This window comes from Eubacterium maltosivorans (assembly GCF_002441855.2).
Classification (GTDB): domain Bacteria; phylum Bacillota; class Clostridia; order Eubacteriales; family Eubacteriaceae; genus Eubacterium; species Eubacterium maltosivorans.
This window is the reverse complement of record NZ_CP029487.1, coordinates 2,992,047-3,008,473: the sequence shown is the minus strand read 5'-3', so window position 1 is coordinate 3,008,473 and position 16,427 is coordinate 2,992,047. Positions and strand designations below refer to the sequence as shown.

Below are 16,427 nucleotides of genomic sequence, written 5' to 3'. Positions count from 1 at the left end.
CTATTTGCAGCGTTCCGGGAATTTTTCTTTATAGGTATTGAGTCCCTGTTTCAGGGTTTCCACGGCAGCAGCCATATCCGTATCCTTTAAAACATAGGCAATACGCACCTCATCCGCACCATCCTCGGGATGAATATAAAAATCGTTGGCTGGAGACAACAGCACGGTTTTTCCCTCGTAATCAAAATCTGTGATCATCCATTCAATAAAGTCGCAGGCATCCTTTGTCGGAAGCTTGGCAACATAATAAAATGCTCCTGTCGGCTTTTTACAGACCACACCATCGATGGTTTTCAGGCAGTCATAGACGATATCACGCCGGTGCGTGTACTCTTTGAGCACATCGTCAAAAAAGCTGGTGTCCAGCTTAAAAAGCTCAGCGGCGCCAAGCTGGTCGACGCTGGAAACAGCTAGACGCATCTGGCAGAGTTTTTTTATCTGGTTCATGAACGCGTGATTTTTTGACAGGATAAAACCAATGCGCGCGCCGCAGGCACTGTATCGCTTTGAAATGCTGTCGATAATGATACAGTTCTGGTCCAGCTCTGGATAATGGCCGGGGCTTACATATTCTAACCCGTCATAAATAAATTCGCGGTAAACTTCATCAGCAATAACGTAAAGGTCATGGGCAAGAGCGATATCCCGCACGCGTTCGATTTCTTCTCTGCTGAACACTTTGCCGGTTGGATTGCCGGGATTGGTGATCAGAATGGCTTTGGTCGATGGTGTAATGGCGGCCTCGATGGTTTCTCTGTCCGGCAGGGCAAAGCCTTCTTCGGCATAGGTTTTGATACCTCTTAAGTCAATGCTGGTGGCTGAGGCCATCTCCTTATAAATGCTGTAGAGCGGTTCTGGGGTCAGGATCTGGTCGCCGGGATTACAGGTGGTCAGAAAGGTAAAAAGCAGGGCTTCGCTGCCCCCGTTAGTGATGAGCATATCCCCTTTATGATAAGTTAAGCCGTATTTCTGGTAATATTTGCAGGCTTCTTCCCGCAGCGCGTTCTCGCCTTCGGGAGCTGCGTAGGCCAGAACGTTTTCCTTCATTTCGTTGACTTTTTTCATGAAGCTGGGCGGGGTACAAATATCGGGCTGTCCGATATTCAGATAAAAAACCTTTTTCCCTTCAGCCTCGGCTTTATCCACCAGGGGATAATATTTTAAAAGGGCAGGTTCTCCCATCCCCATTACGCGTTTGGATATTTGCATTTTATATTAACTCCTTTTTGAATTCTTTACATTAATGTATTCATTATAAGCTTAAGGCAAAAAAAAAACAAGCGTCACCAGAATTTTGACACAATAAAAAAGGAGTGCCACGTCGGGGTTTACCGTCCCTTTCGCGCACTCCTCTTTCTTAGATTACTCTTCTTCGCCGAAGCCAGAATCGATCAGCTCGATCAGTGTATCGACCGCCTGCTGTTCGTCTTCTCCTTCTGCGCTTACGGCAACGCGTGTTCCTTTTGACAGGCACATTGCCATAACTGCGATGATGGATTTTGCGTTTCCTTCTTTATCCTCATCCAGATTTTTTACATTGATGGCTGATTTAAAGCCGCTGGCTTTTTTGGTAAAGTCAGACGCTGGTCTTGCGTGAAGACCTGTTTTGTTGATAATAACCGTTTCTTTTGAATACATATTTACCTCTCCGTTTTCTTAGGTGTGAATGATTTCGATGGTACAGCCTACAGTGATTTCCGGCATACCTTCGCCAAGGAGTTCGATATGTCCTGGGATCTTCGCCGTATCCCCTCCGTTGAAGCAGAAAGTACAGTGCCCCATTGTTCTGAATGTTTCGTTAGCTTCGCTGCCGACAGCTGTTACCACGAATTCTTGTCCGCCAATGGCGATGATATCGTTCACGGCAATATCCTTTTCCATTTCTTCGATTGAATGGAGAACAGCCATTTCTCTGAGGGCTGCAGGTGCGTTATCGTTAAAGACGATAATCATTTTTTCACCGATAAAGTCCTGCACCATTGGTCCAATTTCGGTTACGGTTGATTTATATCCCATGATTCTTCCTCCTTAAAATCTATTCTAGAGCATTGTTGCTACAAAATATGCGATAAGCACCATGATCGGTCCTGTGAACAATCTAGATAATAACACAGATGGTACCCCGATGTCTACTGTATCGCTTGCGGCGTCTCCCATGGATAAACCAACGGGGATAAAGTCACAGCCTACCTGAGCATCGACGGCAAAGAGGGCCGGAAGTGCTAAAACAACTGGGAATGCACCTTTCATGATTCCATAGCCGACCAAAACGGATAAGACCTGGCCGATTAATGCGCCGGAACCTACCAGCGGAGAAATCATAGGAAGTGCACAAATAATTACCAGTATCAAAAGACCCGGAAGGGTTCCTAAATACGGATAAACATATTGTCCCATCAGAGCGCCTAAACCGGAAAATTCGATGAGGCCGATGAGCAGTGAATAAAAGGCCATGAACGGAAGGATGTCTTTGATGGTAATATCAATGGCTTCTTTACCGCCCTGCACACATTTGGTTGCAAAGCCAGCGAGGGCTTTACCGCCGCGTGCTACCCAGTTTTCTTTTGGAGCGTCTGCTGCCGGAGTGGCTTCTTCAACCACTTCTTCTTCAGCCGTGTCCTCTTCAACCGGCACTTCTGAACCGTCTGCCGGTGTGATGCCGCTTTCGACAACGCCGGAAACGTAAATATCTTCTTTAATAAATTCCGCCAAAGGACCAGACTGGCCAACCGGGGTGATGTTAACGGTCATAACGCCTTTTTTGGGGTATACGCCGCATCTCAAGGTACCGCCGCAGTTAATGATAACGCAGGCCATTTCATCATCCGGTACACCATTTGAGAAGCCGTCAATGGCTTCTGCGCCGGTGAGCTTTGCGATCTTGCGGGTTAACGGGTCGATGCCGCCGCCAGTAATGGAGACAATTTTATTTTTCTTTTCAGTTGGCTGGATAACGAGCGGTCCGCCCCATCCGCCATGTCCTTTTTCAATTCTTACTGCATTGTACATGGTTTATGCCTCCGTTTCTGAGCCCTGTGCATGGCCGTATTTTGCTTTGTACTTAGCGTTGTAGATTACCTGGGTAAAGATGCTGCGAAGCAGTACCATCACCATCCCAAGCAGGAAGTATTCCACTGCTAAGCCACCAAGAGATTCGATGCCGATACCGAACTGTAAGCCCTGTACGTAGACACCGCTGGCAATCCCCAGCCATACGAAAAGTTCGCCTGGGTTGGCGTGTGGGAATAAACCGGTAACGGGGTGGCAGAAAGAAATACCAGGGTCAAAGAAGGCTACCTTCTGGTTTTCTGGTAAGAAACGGGCATAGGGATAAGTCATCGGGTTACCTGAGAATACCATGGCGATTACCGGTGACAGAATCCAGCGGGTTAAGAAAAATTTGTTGCACAACTGGACAAGCTTTTCGATTCGTTCCAGTCCGATTAGTTTAAACAGAATGTGCATAAAGGTTATCATGATAATAACCCATGGCAGTAACTGCAAGACATAAAGTTGGATAAAGTAGTTCGCGCCGTTCTGGAACAGACCCATAAAGCCTTGTCCGAAAGTTTGTAAAGCTTCCATAAAATCACTCCTTCTAAAAATTAATAAATACTCATATAAATAAAACCATTAAGCCTGCCGTATGCGTTACGGCCAACGTTTACACGTTCTCTGTACTTGTTCTTCACCTGAAGATAAACCGCCCCCTCACACAGCCCTGAAAGGCCCCTCAGCCTTTGTCGGACTGCTCTTCTCTGATTTCGCGCTGTCTTGCGCGCAGCCGTGCCTGTAACTCCTGCCGTTCTAATCCGTCATCCTGCACGACCTTTTTCTGTTCCTCTTTTTCCATCTCTTTTGCGAGACGCCTGTCTATGGCTTCTATAGCCTGTATGAGAGCGCCTTTTTTACGGCGCTTATCAACTAAAAGCGGACTGTAAGGTTCTTTTTCGCGCAACCGGGGGTTGATGGCAAGATCTTCCTCGATCCCGATTTTGCGCACTTCATTGAGTGTCATGCCGTTATAGTCGTCCACATCTTCAAAGCGCTTCCACATGGCAATTCCCTGTAGTCTTTTACAGGCCATGACCTGGTTAGTTCCCCGGTTCCAGGCCAGCACAACAATGGCGCCGCCCTTTATATGGAAGCCCCCCTTGCGCATGCCAATGCCCAGGATCCAGCCCTTTCCCTGAAGGGCGCTCACAGCTTTCTGGTAGCTTTTATATTGAAGATAGGATAAAAAGCTTTGCAGAACCATCATGGCAAAAGCCAGAAAAATAAAATACTTTAAGCCATCGTTCATCTGGACACTCTCCATTTTTCTTTATCCATTATTTTACACTGAAAAGCGTTATTATACCAGCATAAAATAGAATTAGCAACCTTTTTAGCGGATAGTTGAAGGCTGACAGTCGCCTTTCAACTATCCTTTATTCTCTAAATCAAGCCTGTCTGATTTTACAAATACTGGCTCATTTCATATAAAGAATCATAAATGCAGTCTGGTTCTACCTCGGATTCTGCGACAGTCTGCATATCCGCTTCACCAGTAAGTACCAGGAAGCCCTTTGCGCCATTTTTAACGCCAGTTGCCACATCCGTATAGATTCGGTCACCGACGAAGGCAACTTCGTCGCGTTTGAAGCCGGTAATTTCCAGCACCATATCCACCGTTTCCTTAAAGGGCTTGCCCAGGAAACGCGGTTTCACGCCAGTGGACGAGGTGATTAAATCGCACATTGCGCCGCAGTCCGGCATAAAACCATCCTCTGTCGGGCAGTTGGTGTCCATATGGGTGGCTACAAAAGGTACGCCGTTACGAACAAAACGGCAGATCTTATCCAGTTTTTCATAGGTAAGGGTGGTATCAAAGCTCTGAACCGCCACATCGGGCTCGTCATCAACCAGATTAATCCCTTTTTCCTTAAAGCTGTTTTCCAAAAGCGGCGTACCGTTTAGGTAAACACGCTTGCCGGGGTAATAGGTTTTTAAGAATTCGGCAGTGACGTCACCAGCGGTGACAACATCGCTTTCCTCTACCTCCAAACCCATTTTAGCCAGCTTGTCTTTATAAAAAGACGGCACACGGGACGCGTTATTGGTAAAAAAGATAAAACTTCTTCCAGTTTCTTTAACCTTATGGATGAAATCCAGAGACCCTTCGATCAGGTTGTTGCCTAAATAGACGGTGCCATCCATATCCAGTACGAACAGTTTGACATCATTCAATGCCTGGTCTTTTTCAAATCGCATGCTTATTCTCCGTAAATTGTATTTGTAATTTTGTCTGCAATTTCTTCCAGACGGCCGTGAGCTTTTGCAAATTCCATAACAGAATACCGCGGACGTACCTTGTAGCCTTCGATCAGGCTTCTGTGGAATAAATCTCTGTCAATGCCGATATCCTTCGGTGTCACCGGGCAGCCAGCTTTGCGAAGAAGTTCTTCAATTTCTTTATGCGGCGGACACAGTGCTCCGGTTCCCTCTGGCAGAAGGTCTGCCATTTCTTCAAAGAACATGGCGATAACTGGTGTCGCAACACCAACCTGTGTGCCGTGATGGATTGGTGTCAGCCCTCTTGCGATATAATCCATTTCCCAGTAGTGAGACAGCATATGTTCTGCGCCGGAAGCCGGACGGGAGATATTGACAAGTCCCATGGCCACACCAGTCAGGGTTAAGGCTTCGATTAAGTATAAAGTCGCTTCGTCATTGCGTTCTTTTAACGCTTCTGCCTGGCCAAAGCATTTATCCAATGCGCGCTGTACAAGCTCTACGCAGGTTTCGCAGCGGTATTCGTCATTGACCTTAACGGATAAATCCCAGTCAGCCAGGGCGGTGATTTTTCCGACGACATCGCCAAAGCCTGCGTGGATTAATTCCATTGGCGCTTCTTTCATAATATCGGTATCGCCGACAACGCCATAAGCAAGGCATGCCGGATAAGAATATTTATAACCGTTGCAGATCAGCGGCGCGCCATCAGCTACATAGCCGTCCATGGAGGGGGCGGTGCAGACAATGATATAAGGCACCTTTGTACGGGAGGATACATATTTAACAGAGTCATTAAGTGAGCCTGAACCCACGGCTACCATCAGGCTGACGTCCAATTCCTGTTCTTCAAGAATACGTCCGACAACACTTTCGTCTGGAATCAATAATTCTCCACCACGGTCAAACAGTAATTCCTTGACATTGAAGCCCGCGTTGTCTAACAGCTGTTTTGCTTCCTTACCGGCTGCTTTATAGGTGTTATCATCGTAAACGATGAGGATTTTTCCTTCTTTAAAGGGTTCCGCCACACGCGGCAGTTCCTTGATCGCGCCTTTTCCGATGGCGATGTCATGAATTGAGAAATTGTGATGTCTCCCGCAGGAGCAGTCAAATTCAGTGTTTGCCATTTCGTTGATGGCCAGGTTCAGGATTTCATTCATTGTTAGGTTCTCCTTTTAATTTAAAAAATCTAAAAGTATTAATGACCGTAAATTACGGCTATTCTTCTTCAATCAGCTTTCTTGCGCTTTCAACATCGGTGACTAAGGTATTGATATACTTGCCGTTGATGGCGCCCTTGATGGCGTCGACCTTTTCAATGCCACAGGCTACACCGATGGAATGCGGTACGCGGCGCAGCTTTTTAATTTCAATACCGACCACGTTATTATCAATCTTGAAAGGGGTTGTGCTGCCGTTAATGTCATAAAACTGCATGCAGATGTCGCCTGCCACATGTTTTTCACGCATTTTGTTCATTTCTACCCGGTCATAATAGCCGGTAGCCATAATGGCAGACGTGCTGTTTGGAACCCCAATTCCCACCAGCGCCACATCCAGCTTATCACCCATCCGGATAATTTTGCTGATGCCGTCCTCTTTCAGAAGCTCTTCTTTAATCTGTTTGCCGGAAACTCTTGCCGGAGCGTGCATAAGCATAAATTCCCCGCCAAACACCTTTGCCAGATCCTCTACAATATAGTTGGAGTGCAGCTCCATCCGAAGATGACCCATGCCGCCGATCAGCGGTACAAAAGTGATATTTTTGGTCGCATTTCCCACAACATGTCGGGCGATATACCCCAGAGTTGTTCCCATGGATACACCGACGACGTTACCGTCCTTGACCACGCGTTCCAGGTATTGGGCGGCTGCCCGGCCAATTTCGTTTTTCTGGTCTTCAATGTCTTTCTTGGTGTCAACGACAATGACCTCACGCAGGCCATACAGGTTTTCGATTTCCCGTTCCAGCTCCACATAGTCGGTGCCTTCCAGGTTGTCGATGATGATTTTTACAATTCCCCGCTCCTTACCATTGCTGATGATCCGGGAAACCGTTGGCCTGGACAAGCCAAGCTGAGCTGAAATGACTTTCTGGTTTAAATCCTGATTGTAATACATATCGCAGATTTTAACCATCAGCCGCTCGTCATCAATGACCTTTTTCATCTTTTATCCCTCCAAACCTTTGTGATTTTTACTTTTGTTTATATCTGAAATATTGTCAATCATTGTTTAATGTCATTATATAACTTCTATAATGAATGTCAACCTGGAAACCCCACTATCTTAACAAAATTTTTGTATTTTTTCTATTTTTCTGCAAAATTTACGGATATTTCTTTCTGAAAATATTTACATTTTTTATTTTGTAAAAATAAAAGAAATTCAATCAAATCATAAAAAGCCGCCCGCTCTGATATGATGTCTGAGCGGACGGCTTTTTTCCTGTCCATTTTATGCCATTATTTTATTCATAACACTTTGGCTTCGCTGATCGTCTGTTTTGACAGGTAGTCCTGGAAATCATCCTGGGGCATGGGTCTTCCATAGTAATAGCCCTGGGCGTATTCACAGCCCATTTCACGCAGCAGCTCAATCTGCTCCTCTGTTTCTGCACCTTCCGCGATAACCTGGAGCCTGAGTTCGTTGGCCAGATTGATAACAAAACGCATAATCTGTTTTCTGCGCATGACATTTTTCCGCATTCTCAAAAATTCCAGATCAATTTTCAGTACATCAATGGGAAGCTCGGAAAGCGTATTGAGCGAAGAGTACCCATTGCCGAAGTCATCCATTTCAATGATAAAACCAAGCTCCTTGAGCCGTTCAATAACCGGGAGCAGCTGCCGTGAATCGGACACATAAGCCGACTCCGTGATCTCCAGATGCAGGTTCCCTGGCTCCAGGCCGTTTTCTTCAACCATTTTCATCAAAACTCCTGGCAGATCAACATGGTAGATATCCGCCCTGGATACATTGACCGATACAGGGATAAACGCTCCCTTTTCACTCTTCCACCGGCCCATTATCTCACAGGCTTTCCGCCATACAAACTGATCCAGGGCATAAATAAATCCATTTTTCTCAAACACCGGGATAAAGTCTCCCGGCGAAACCATGCCGAGCTGCGGATGCTGCCAGCGCACCAGAGCCTCTGCCCCCATCAGCCGTCCATTACCGATCTCTACCTTTGGCTGAAGGTAGACCTGGAAATCCTCCCGCTCCAGCGCTTCTCTCATGGTATCGATAATGTTCTGCTCCATGATCATCTTTTTACGGATCGAATCATCATAGCAGGCAAACCGTTTGTCAAAAAAACCTTTGATGCTGTCTGCTGCCAGCACCGCACGATCACACATCCTCGGAATACTGAGACTCCGGTCCTCTATGCGGTAGATACCCAGCTTAATCTGAAGACGCATGGGCAGCGGATAGTTTTCCTCTAAAAATCCAATGTGCCGGTCCAGCATCTCATAAGCTGATGTGCCGTGGGGTATTAGCGCGTAAAACTTATCCGCCCCAGCTCTGGCAAACAGTGTTTTTCCATCTTCGCGTATGCTCAGCAGACAAATGGCCATTTCTGTCAGTAGCTTGTCGCCTGCTGCATTGCCAAATGCGTCATTGACCATCTTAAAGCGCTCAATATCCACAGCAATAATATCAAAATCCGTTTCAGGATTTTCCTTCAACATAGCCGCCGCCCGGTCAAAAAATGCGTTCTGGGTATACAGATTGGTCAATGGGTCGCGCTCCAGAAGTTCAATGGTGCTTTTGGCTTCACGCACTTCCTTAAGCAGCATTTTCAACCGTTCGTTGGCCTTCGTCAATGCCCGTTGATAATTAATCAGCTGATTATTAACCTTCTGTATCTCATAATAACTGGCTTCATAGGGCTCCTGCTGCACCAGCTCCAGATCATCGGTCATGGAAATATACAGTCTCATCAGCTCAGACACCTCGGAGATATCCTCAATATCCCACATTATGAAAAGCAGCTGTGTGCCCCTTTTCTTTGCCGCTGCCCAGACGCTCCGATCTTCTTCTCGGATTCTCAGCCTTGCGGACGTCACCTGGCCGTCCGCCGGATTCAGCAGCGCATCCATATTTTCATCCTCTGAAAAAAGCTGCCGTATATTCTCCCCTTCATTCACAAAACACATCGGTACGCTTCGGATGACTTTATTGACGTTTCCCTGTGCGCCGCACAGCGCAAAATATCCAATCATATCTTTTTATTTCAGTGTATCCACTGCCCATGCCACAAAAGTTTTGGCATCCTGAGTGTATGCATCGACTCTCCAGTTCTTCCATATTTCATTTGTCCATTCAAAAGCTTTTCCGCCCACGGCGATCTTAATAGCCGGATACATGCTCCGCAGCCGTTCTACGGTTTCCTTACAGATTAACAGATGCTGGGGCATGGTTACTGAGAGGGCTACCAAATCTGGTTGATGCGCTTCTACTGCGGCCTGGACAGCTTCCGCCGGCACCGCCGCTCCAAGATAAACGCTGTCCCACCCATTGTATTCAAAGAGATCTGCCACCATGCGCGCTGCCAGCTCGTGCAACTCACTGCCGACACAGGCCACAAGAATCTTTTTTGACCTGCGCTTCTGGCTGAAAATGACCGGGTACAGCTGGGAGAGCGCCATCTGTGTGGTTGAGGTGCAGTAATGCTCCTCATTCACCTGTATTGTATGGCTGTGCCACAGCTCACCCACCTCACGCATACACTCGCCTGCAATGTCTACATAGACGTCTGGCAGAGGAATACCGTTCTTTACATATTCCGGGATTAAAAACATTGCATTTTTTGTGTCAGCCCTTAAAACACAATCCAGGTACTCCTGAATTTCCGCCTCATATTTTCTCGGCGGCTTTTCCTCTGCTTTTCCGCTCTTTTCACATTCTTCAACCGTCGCGCGCGACGCGCGGTCAAGCATTTCCTTCATCCCAGGCAAGCTCTCAGGCGCGACAGCCCGCTCCATGCATTCCTCCATCAGAGCATAGCTGTCCAAAAGCTGATCTCTGACCCGCTCCTTTGTATAAGAGGACAACAATGGACAGAGCAGCTGGTAAAGCCACCGGGCATAATTCTCAAAAATCTTTCCATCCTCAAGCGCCAAAGCAGTGTATAGCATATCCAAATTGTACACGACGTCCTGATACATTTTCTTTTTGTCCATCTCGCCCAGCTCTCTGCCAAGCTTTGGATCCAGCTCAAACTGACGGTTTAAAATCTCATTTGCCAGACCTCGAAATTCTGGATTTTGATCAATCGGTAACAAGCTCATTTTACATCCCTCTTTCGAAACGCTTCCTTCAATATCTATTCTTTTATTTTACCACGATCTGCTCCTTTTTAACAGGTTCAACCGCAATAAAATAACGTCGGGCATAAAATGCAGCCGACGTTATTTTATTTGCCCGTCAGGCACTTACACGTCTTCTTCCGTTTCCTTCTTTTGTACCTCCTCCACCAGTATGCCGGCATCCTCAGCGTCAATATCCTCCAGCGCTAAATTGACGGTCTTAACATTCCGGTCTGCGCCGATAAAGTAGACAATGCCCAGAACAATACTGACCATATGTGGAATCATTGCGGTCAAGCCATAGAGAATGCTCATTCCAAGGTTTACCGCGCTGAACACAATAACCAGAATACTTAAAAATCTTAAAAAGCGTGCTTTCCCGATGCTTTTGCAGAAAATAATTCCTAAAATCCCCAGGATCACGATACAGGCGCCGTTGGCGATCAGCGATACAGACATCATATTGACCGTATGCACCAGCCCCTCCATTGTGAGACCACCCTCTGTGGCAATCTGCTGGATTTCATGGCTGTCTCCCAGCTGCTGCAGCATCGTCGCTGTTGAAAACAACACGACTCCAAAAATCGTGATAAGGATACCCCATATTAAAAAAATAATTCCTGCACCTTTTAAAAGAGCTTTTCCCTTTGGTTCCATTTCTTTTCCTCCTAAATCTGAATAATAAGCTTTTTTATTTATCCTATCACGAAAAGCGCCAGCGGCCGCGACCATTTCAGTAAAAACATACCGGTTTCGGTAAAACAAGCCGAACTGAAACTTTTGATTTCCAAAATGATTTTAATTGACAATCATGCTCCGCACTGATACTATAATCTCAGAAAAACAGTCCGTCCACTATGGACGGTCACGAGGTGAAAAGATCATGTTTGAAATAAAAGACTCTGATGCCGCACTGCACAGTCTGATCGACCAGTCCGCCGCATCTTTTTTTGACCTGTACCGCTTTGTCACACCTGCGGACTACTGTGTCTATAATTGTAAAAACGCCCGTCTGGAGGCCGAGGACATTCCCTGTTATGCAATCTGGCAGCGCGGCACGCCCTGTCATAACTGTTCCTCCATTCGCGCGCTCAGTCTCAAGGAGCCTGTCATCAAGCTGGAGTATCTGGAAAACAAGGTCTTTCTGATTCTCTCCACACCGCATACCATTGATGGACGCCGCTGCGTTCTGGAGCTGGCCAAAGATGTTACTGCCAGCCTGATGATCAATGATGACCGCCACTGTGACAACACGATCATCACCGATGTTATCGCAGAGCTCAACAATCTTTCCGTCCGTGATCTCTATACTGGCCTCTACAATAAAAGTTATGCAGAGCGTGAGGTTTCACGCTGTGTCAACGATAAGCAGTCCTTTACCGCCGCCATGATGGACATTGACGATTTTAAACTCATCAATGATACCTATGGACACCAAACCGGCGACGTTGTTCTGCGTGAGATGGCTTCTCTGCTGACAGACGCTGCCGCCAACGGCGGCGGCTGGGCGGCCCGTATCGGCGGTGATGAATTTATCCTGATTTTCCCAGACCTTTCCCTGGAACAGGCCGAGCCCATTCTCTCCGGTCTATCCCGAGACATCAGAGAACACCTTTTTTATAAAGGTGATACTCATTTTTCGATCAATGCGAGCATGGGGATTAAGGAATACCATCCCGGTGAAATGGATGCCGCCGACTTTTTTGATCAGGTGGACAGGCGGATGTATGAAGAAAAGAGACGAAACAAAAGCGGCCGATAAGCCGCTTTTTTAAATTGGGCACAATAATTGTTTTACACGCCGGAAGTTTTATAATATAATTCTTTTTGAAAGCGCACGAGCATCGGGGAAATGACCCAGCTTTCATTTTAATTTATTCTGAAAAAAAGCGGCACTGCCGCGGGAGGTACAATATGACAAGAGCAACCGGCACCGTATCCAGAGGCGTACGGGCACCGATCATTCGGGAGGGCGACGATCTTGCAGGCATCGTGGTCGATTCTGTATTAGAGGCATCTCAAAACGAGGGCTTTGATTTAAACGACTGTGATGTTGTGGGCATTACTGAAGCGGTAGTCGCCCGGGCACAGGGCAATTACGCCAGTGTGGACGCCATCGCCAAGGATGTAAAGGCTAAATTTCCAGACGGCGAGTTCGGCGTAATTTTTCCAATCATGAGCCGCAACCGTTTTGCCATCTGTCTGCGCGGAATCGCCAGGGGCGCTAAAAAGCTGACCATTATGATGAGCTATCCCTCCGACGAGGTGGGCAATCATCTGGTGGACCTTGATCAGCTTGATGAAAAGGGTGTAAACCCCTGGACAGACGTGCTGGATGAAGCCCGCTACCGCGAATTGTTCGGAAGTAATCCGCACACCTTTACCGGTGTCGATTACGTCTCTTACTATAAGACACTCTGCGAAGAGGAAAACGCCGAAGTCCGTTTTGTCTTTGCCAATGACTGCCGCAGTATCCTGCTCTACGAAAAGCATGTACTCACCTGTGATATCCATACCCGCGAACGCTCCAAACGTCTGTTAAAGGCCGCTGGCGCTCAAACCGTTCTGGGTCTGGACGACCTGCTGACCGAACCGGTAGACGGCAGCGGCTACAATACCGATTACGGTCTCCTGGGCTCAAACAAAGCGACTGAGGAAAAAGTCAAGCTCTTTCCGAAGGATTGTGAGCATTTCGTCCACGAGGTACAGGCAAGACTGCACCAGGCAACTGGCAAAAGCATTGAGGTCATGGTTTTTGGCGACGGCGCCTTCAAGGATCCGGTCGGCAAAATCTGGGAATTGGCCGATCCAGTTGTCAGCCCGGCTTACACCGACGGTTTAAATGGAACCCCCAACGAAGTCAAACTAAAATATCTGGCTGACAACAACTTTGCTGATTTATCCGGCGACGCCCTCAAATCAGCGATTTCTGACTACATTGCCAATAAGCCCAAGGAATCTCTCGTTGGAAAAATGGAAACCCAGGGCACTACGCCGCGCCGTCTGACCGACCTGCTCGGCAGTCTGTGCGACTTAACCACCGGAAGTGGCGACAAGGGGACCCCCATTGTATTAATCCAGGGATATTTCGATAATTACGCGGATTAGAAAAAAGCAGTGTCTGAGCATTTCGGACACTGCTTTTTCATTTAAAGCGATACGATTCCCGACCCTTTGTCGACATCCTGAAAGCCAGCACGACGTTGGCTTTTTTAATGGTTGTCAAAGTATTTTCCTGCCCGCTCCGCGCTCTTTCTCAGAAGATCGAAAAAAACAGCTTTTTCAATTTCTGTCATGTCTGCCGTGATCTCATCGACCCATCCGGTACCGATGCGCTGCAGCTCCGGCAACACCTCATAGGCTTTTTCGGTGGGATAAACATCAAAGGAACGGCTGTCACAGGCGTTTGCCTCCCGGGTCATATAACCATTTTCCTCGAGCTTTGCCACCATTTTGGTCACAGTGCTTTTGTTCATGTCCAGCAGCTCAACAAAACGGTTCTGCGGTATTCTCCCATTCTCACAGGTAATCATGATAAAGGGCGCCTGCCCGCTGGTCAGTCCCAGCTCGCTGGTCTGCTTATTTAAATACATCTGAGTCTTTCTTTGAATAATGGAGATCAATTTTAATATTTCATCCTGGGTCGGCAGCTCCATAATGGCGCCTCCTTTATATTTTTGGTATTACTTTAATTTTATGGCGTTATCTCCCATTTGTCAAACGAAAAGAGGCGCTGCAAAAATAAAAAAGAATGCCACCAGATTATGTGGCATCCTCCTGGTTATGCTCTCCAGCGCTTAAGGCTTGGGAAAAACGCTCTCATCATTCCCCGCGCCTGTTCTTCTGTCATTTCAGCGTTGCTCTCCACCATCGGCCCAACACAGATCCCAATCATTTCTTCCATGCTTATATCCGGCGCTGTAAAAGCACCCTTTTCATAACAATACTGGCAGTAATCACCGTTTTTGCTGCCATCGGCATTGGTTCCACACACTTCCTCGCTCATTGGCATCCCGCAGGACTGGCAAAATTTTTCCATTTTTTCCTCCTGATGTTCTGTATTTGTCTCTATCATACCACACAAATACTGACATCCTTTGTCATGGTTTGAAAATTAATTTTGTTCGATAAACTCAAGCATCACGCCGTCCGGATCCTGAATAAAGAAAAAACGCGTCTTTGGATTTGGCTGAAAAGGACCGCTGAAAACCGGCACGCCTTTTTTCTGAAGCGTCTTTATACATTCTTCTACCGATGCGATCTCAAAGCCCAGAGAAATCTTTTCATTAACGTTCACCTCGCTGTCATGAGCATCTCCGATGAGCTCAAGCTCTGCTCCCTCGCCGCCCATAAAGGCGATTTCCCTTCCCGGTCCGGCCTCAAAACGGCGCAAAACCTTAAGGCCAAGAATATCCTCATAAAACCGGATCGATTCCTCCAAATGATTGACATGTATGGTTACAAAAGAAAATTTCATGACTACTGTTATCCGCCAGGCCAGATACCTCTTTTCCCAATATTTTTGAAGGCCAGCTCCTGGCACTGGCCCTGTATGTAAATTTTCTCCATTATAGTCCTTTTTGTCTGAAAATACAACGGCTCCTGTATTTTAATATCTTGCCTATCATAAACAAAATGGGCATTAGCGGATTTTTATCAATTTAAAAAAGCTGCCGCATTAAGCGGCAGCTCCTTATGGTTATTATATAAAATTTTTCGATCAATTTCCAGCTTGCAGGGTCACATCGGTTTCTTTTGTCTGCCCGCCGCGCTCATAGGTAATTTTGACGGTATCTCCTGGTTTGTGTCCGTAGAGGATTTCCTTCATCTTCAGCATGGTGTTCACGTCTTTTCCGTCAATGGTCAGAAGGATATCGCCTTTCTGGATACCAGCATTGGCCGCGCCGCCGCCCGCCTGCACCGAGGCGACATAGATGCCCTTGTCGATGGGCTCAGCATCATTATAGTAGGCGGCCTGCTGTTTATCATAGCCGCTGATGCCAATGACAGTCGGTGTAAAGCTGCCGCTTGTCACAACCTGATTGAGTATGGGTTTGACCACATTGATGGGAATGGCAAAGCCCATCCCCTCGCCCTGGGCGTTTTTATAGGTATTGATGCCGATAACCTCGCCGCTGGCGTTAACAAGGGGGCCGCCGCTGTTCCCCTTATTGATGGTAGCGTCGGTCTGGATCAGGTCTTCAGCCACCAGACTGCTGTCGACTACCAGGCTTCGGTTTAAGGCCGAGATAATCCCCGCGGTGACGCTTCGCTCAAACTGAAGCCCTAAGGGATTTCCGATGGCAATGGCCACCTCGCCGACCTTTAAATTATCAGAGTCTCCCAGCGTAACTGCAGGAAGATTCTTGGCGTCAATTTTGATAATGGCCATATCCAGGCTGGAATCAGCCCAAATCTTCTGGGCGGTATAGTTATTGCCATCAGCCAAAGATACCTTGATTTCCTTTGGGTTATCGCTGATAACATGCTGGTTTGTGACAATATAACCGTCGGATGTCACAATAAAACCTGAGCCTACGCCAACAGCTTCCTGTGTGCCCATCATGGTATTTTCTGTCATGGTGGTCTCAATTCCGGCTACAGATTCCGGGACGACCTGCGCCACGGCTTCTACCTGGGAGTCCACATTCACATCGTTGACGATCACTTTCTGGCCCGCAACGGTCTCGGTACGGGTTCCCCCGCCAAGGGTACCTGTAAAGTACAGGACAGCCACGAGAATAATCGCCACGATGATCCCGCCGACCACGCCGCCGGCGATGGCGGCCGGCACATGGGACCCTCTCTTTGGTCTTTCGTTATTTTCGTACATTT

The 16,427-nt window shown here is 47.2% G+C and carries 18 protein-coding genes; 2 read left to right on the top strand and 16 right to left on the bottom strand.

What is annotated here, in order from left to right; all coding sequences use genetic code 11:
• The 12 genes from CPZ25_RS14030 to CPZ25_RS13975 all read right to left on the bottom strand — a co-directional run bounded on the left by CPZ25_RS14030 (position 1) and on the right by CPZ25_RS13975 (position 11,249).
• Positions 1-1,209 carry a pyridoxal phosphate-dependent aminotransferase gene (locus tag CPZ25_RS14030; protein ID WP_058693114.1) on the bottom strand — a complete coding sequence of 403 codons (1,209 nt, stop codon included), beginning with the start codon at positions 1,207-1,209 and terminating at the stop codon, positions 1-3.
• A gap of 153 nt (positions 1,210-1,362) precedes the next feature.
• The gene (locus CPZ25_RS14025; protein WP_058693113.1) at positions 1,363-1,638 is read right to left on the bottom strand and encodes an HPr family phosphocarrier protein; all 276 of its coding nucleotides are present in this window, start codon (positions 1,636-1,638) and stop codon (positions 1,363-1,365) included.
• Positions 1,639-1,656: 18 nt separating this feature from the next.
• Complete coding sequence (locus CPZ25_RS14020; RefSeq protein WP_013378528.1) at positions 1,657-2,016, bottom strand: PTS glucitol/sorbitol transporter subunit IIA; 360 nt, start codon at positions 2,014-2,016, stop codon at positions 1,657-1,659.
• Positions 2,017-2,040: 24 nt separating this feature from the next.
• Positions 2,041-3,009, bottom strand: coding sequence for a PTS glucitol/sorbitol transporter subunit IIB (srlE, locus tag CPZ25_RS14015; RefSeq protein WP_096918908.1), 969 nt, complete (start codon positions 3,007-3,009; stop codon positions 2,041-2,043).
• A gap of 3 nt (positions 3,010-3,012) precedes the next feature.
• Entirely contained in the window at positions 3,013-3,585 is a 573-nt protein-coding gene (gene srlA, locus CPZ25_RS14010) for a PTS glucitol/sorbitol transporter subunit IIC (protein ID WP_058693111.1), read from the bottom strand.
• Positions 3,586-3,733: 148 nt separating this feature from the next.
• Positions 3,734-4,303 (bottom strand): transcriptional regulator GutM, encoded by a 570-nt coding sequence (locus CPZ25_RS14005; RefSeq protein ID WP_058693110.1) that lies wholly within the window; start codon positions 4,301-4,303, stop codon positions 3,734-3,736.
• A 155-nt stretch (positions 4,304-4,458) separates the two neighbouring features.
• Positions 4,459-5,253: an HAD-IIA family hydrolase gene (locus tag CPZ25_RS14000; RefSeq protein ID WP_058693109.1), complete on the bottom strand. Its 795-nt coding sequence runs from the start codon at positions 5,251-5,253 to the stop codon at positions 4,459-4,461.
• A gap of 2 nt (positions 5,254-5,255) precedes the next feature.
• Complete coding sequence (locus tag CPZ25_RS13995; RefSeq protein ID WP_096918907.1) at positions 5,256-6,437, bottom strand: sn-glycerol-1-phosphate dehydrogenase; 1,182 nt, start codon at positions 6,435-6,437, stop codon at positions 5,256-5,258.
• A gap of 58 nt (positions 6,438-6,495) precedes the next feature.
• Positions 6,496-7,446: a sugar-binding transcriptional regulator gene (locus CPZ25_RS13990; RefSeq protein WP_038353450.1), complete on the bottom strand. Its 951-nt coding sequence runs from the start codon at positions 7,444-7,446 to the stop codon at positions 6,496-6,498.
• Positions 7,447-7,751: 305 nt separating this feature from the next.
• Positions 7,752-9,506, bottom strand: a complete 1,755-nt coding sequence (locus CPZ25_RS13985) for a putative bifunctional diguanylate cyclase/phosphodiesterase (protein WP_096918906.1) — start codon at positions 9,504-9,506, stop codon at positions 7,752-7,754.
• A 6-nt stretch (positions 9,507-9,512) separates the two neighbouring features.
• A complete protein-coding gene (locus tag CPZ25_RS13980; protein ID WP_096918905.1) occupies positions 9,513-10,574 on the bottom strand; it encodes a cobalamin B12-binding domain-containing protein in 1,062 nt (353 codons plus the stop codon).
• Between the two features lie 144 nt (positions 10,575-10,718).
• A complete protein-coding gene (locus CPZ25_RS13975) occupies positions 10,719-11,249 on the bottom strand; it encodes a hypothetical protein (RefSeq protein ID WP_096918904.1) in 531 nt (176 codons plus the stop codon).
• A 226-nt stretch (positions 11,250-11,475) separates the two neighbouring features.
• Between CPZ25_RS13975 and CPZ25_RS13970 the strand changes: the two genes are divergently transcribed.
• Positions 11,476-12,354: a GGDEF domain-containing protein gene (locus CPZ25_RS13970; RefSeq protein WP_074618358.1), complete on the top strand. Its 879-nt coding sequence runs from the start codon at positions 11,476-11,478 to the stop codon at positions 12,352-12,354.
• A 152-nt stretch (positions 12,355-12,506) separates the two neighbouring features.
• Positions 12,507-13,700 (top strand): coenzyme F420-0:L-glutamate ligase, encoded by a 1,194-nt coding sequence (locus CPZ25_RS13965; RefSeq protein ID WP_096918903.1) that lies wholly within the window; start codon positions 12,507-12,509, stop codon positions 13,698-13,700.
• Between the two features lie 104 nt (positions 13,701-13,804).
• On the opposite strand, the gene CPZ25_RS13960 is transcribed toward CPZ25_RS13965, so the two are convergent.
• From CPZ25_RS13960 to CPZ25_RS13945, 4 genes are all read right to left on the bottom strand, one after another.
• Complete coding sequence (locus CPZ25_RS13960) at positions 13,805-14,248, bottom strand: MarR family winged helix-turn-helix transcriptional regulator (protein WP_058693102.1); 444 nt, start codon at positions 14,246-14,248, stop codon at positions 13,805-13,807.
• Between the two features lie 125 nt (positions 14,249-14,373).
• Positions 14,374-14,631: a zinc ribbon domain-containing protein gene (locus CPZ25_RS13955; RefSeq protein ID WP_096918902.1), complete on the bottom strand. Its 258-nt coding sequence runs from the start codon at positions 14,629-14,631 to the stop codon at positions 14,374-14,376.
• A gap of 75 nt (positions 14,632-14,706) precedes the next feature.
• Positions 14,707-15,069 (bottom strand): VOC family protein, encoded by a 363-nt coding sequence (locus tag CPZ25_RS13950; protein WP_096918901.1) that lies wholly within the window; start codon positions 15,067-15,069, stop codon positions 14,707-14,709.
• Between the two features lie 243 nt (positions 15,070-15,312).
• Complete coding sequence (locus tag CPZ25_RS13945) at positions 15,313-16,425, bottom strand: S1C family serine protease (RefSeq protein WP_058693100.1); 1,113 nt, start codon at positions 16,423-16,425, stop codon at positions 15,313-15,315.
• Positions 16,426-16,427: the final 2 nt, after the last annotated feature.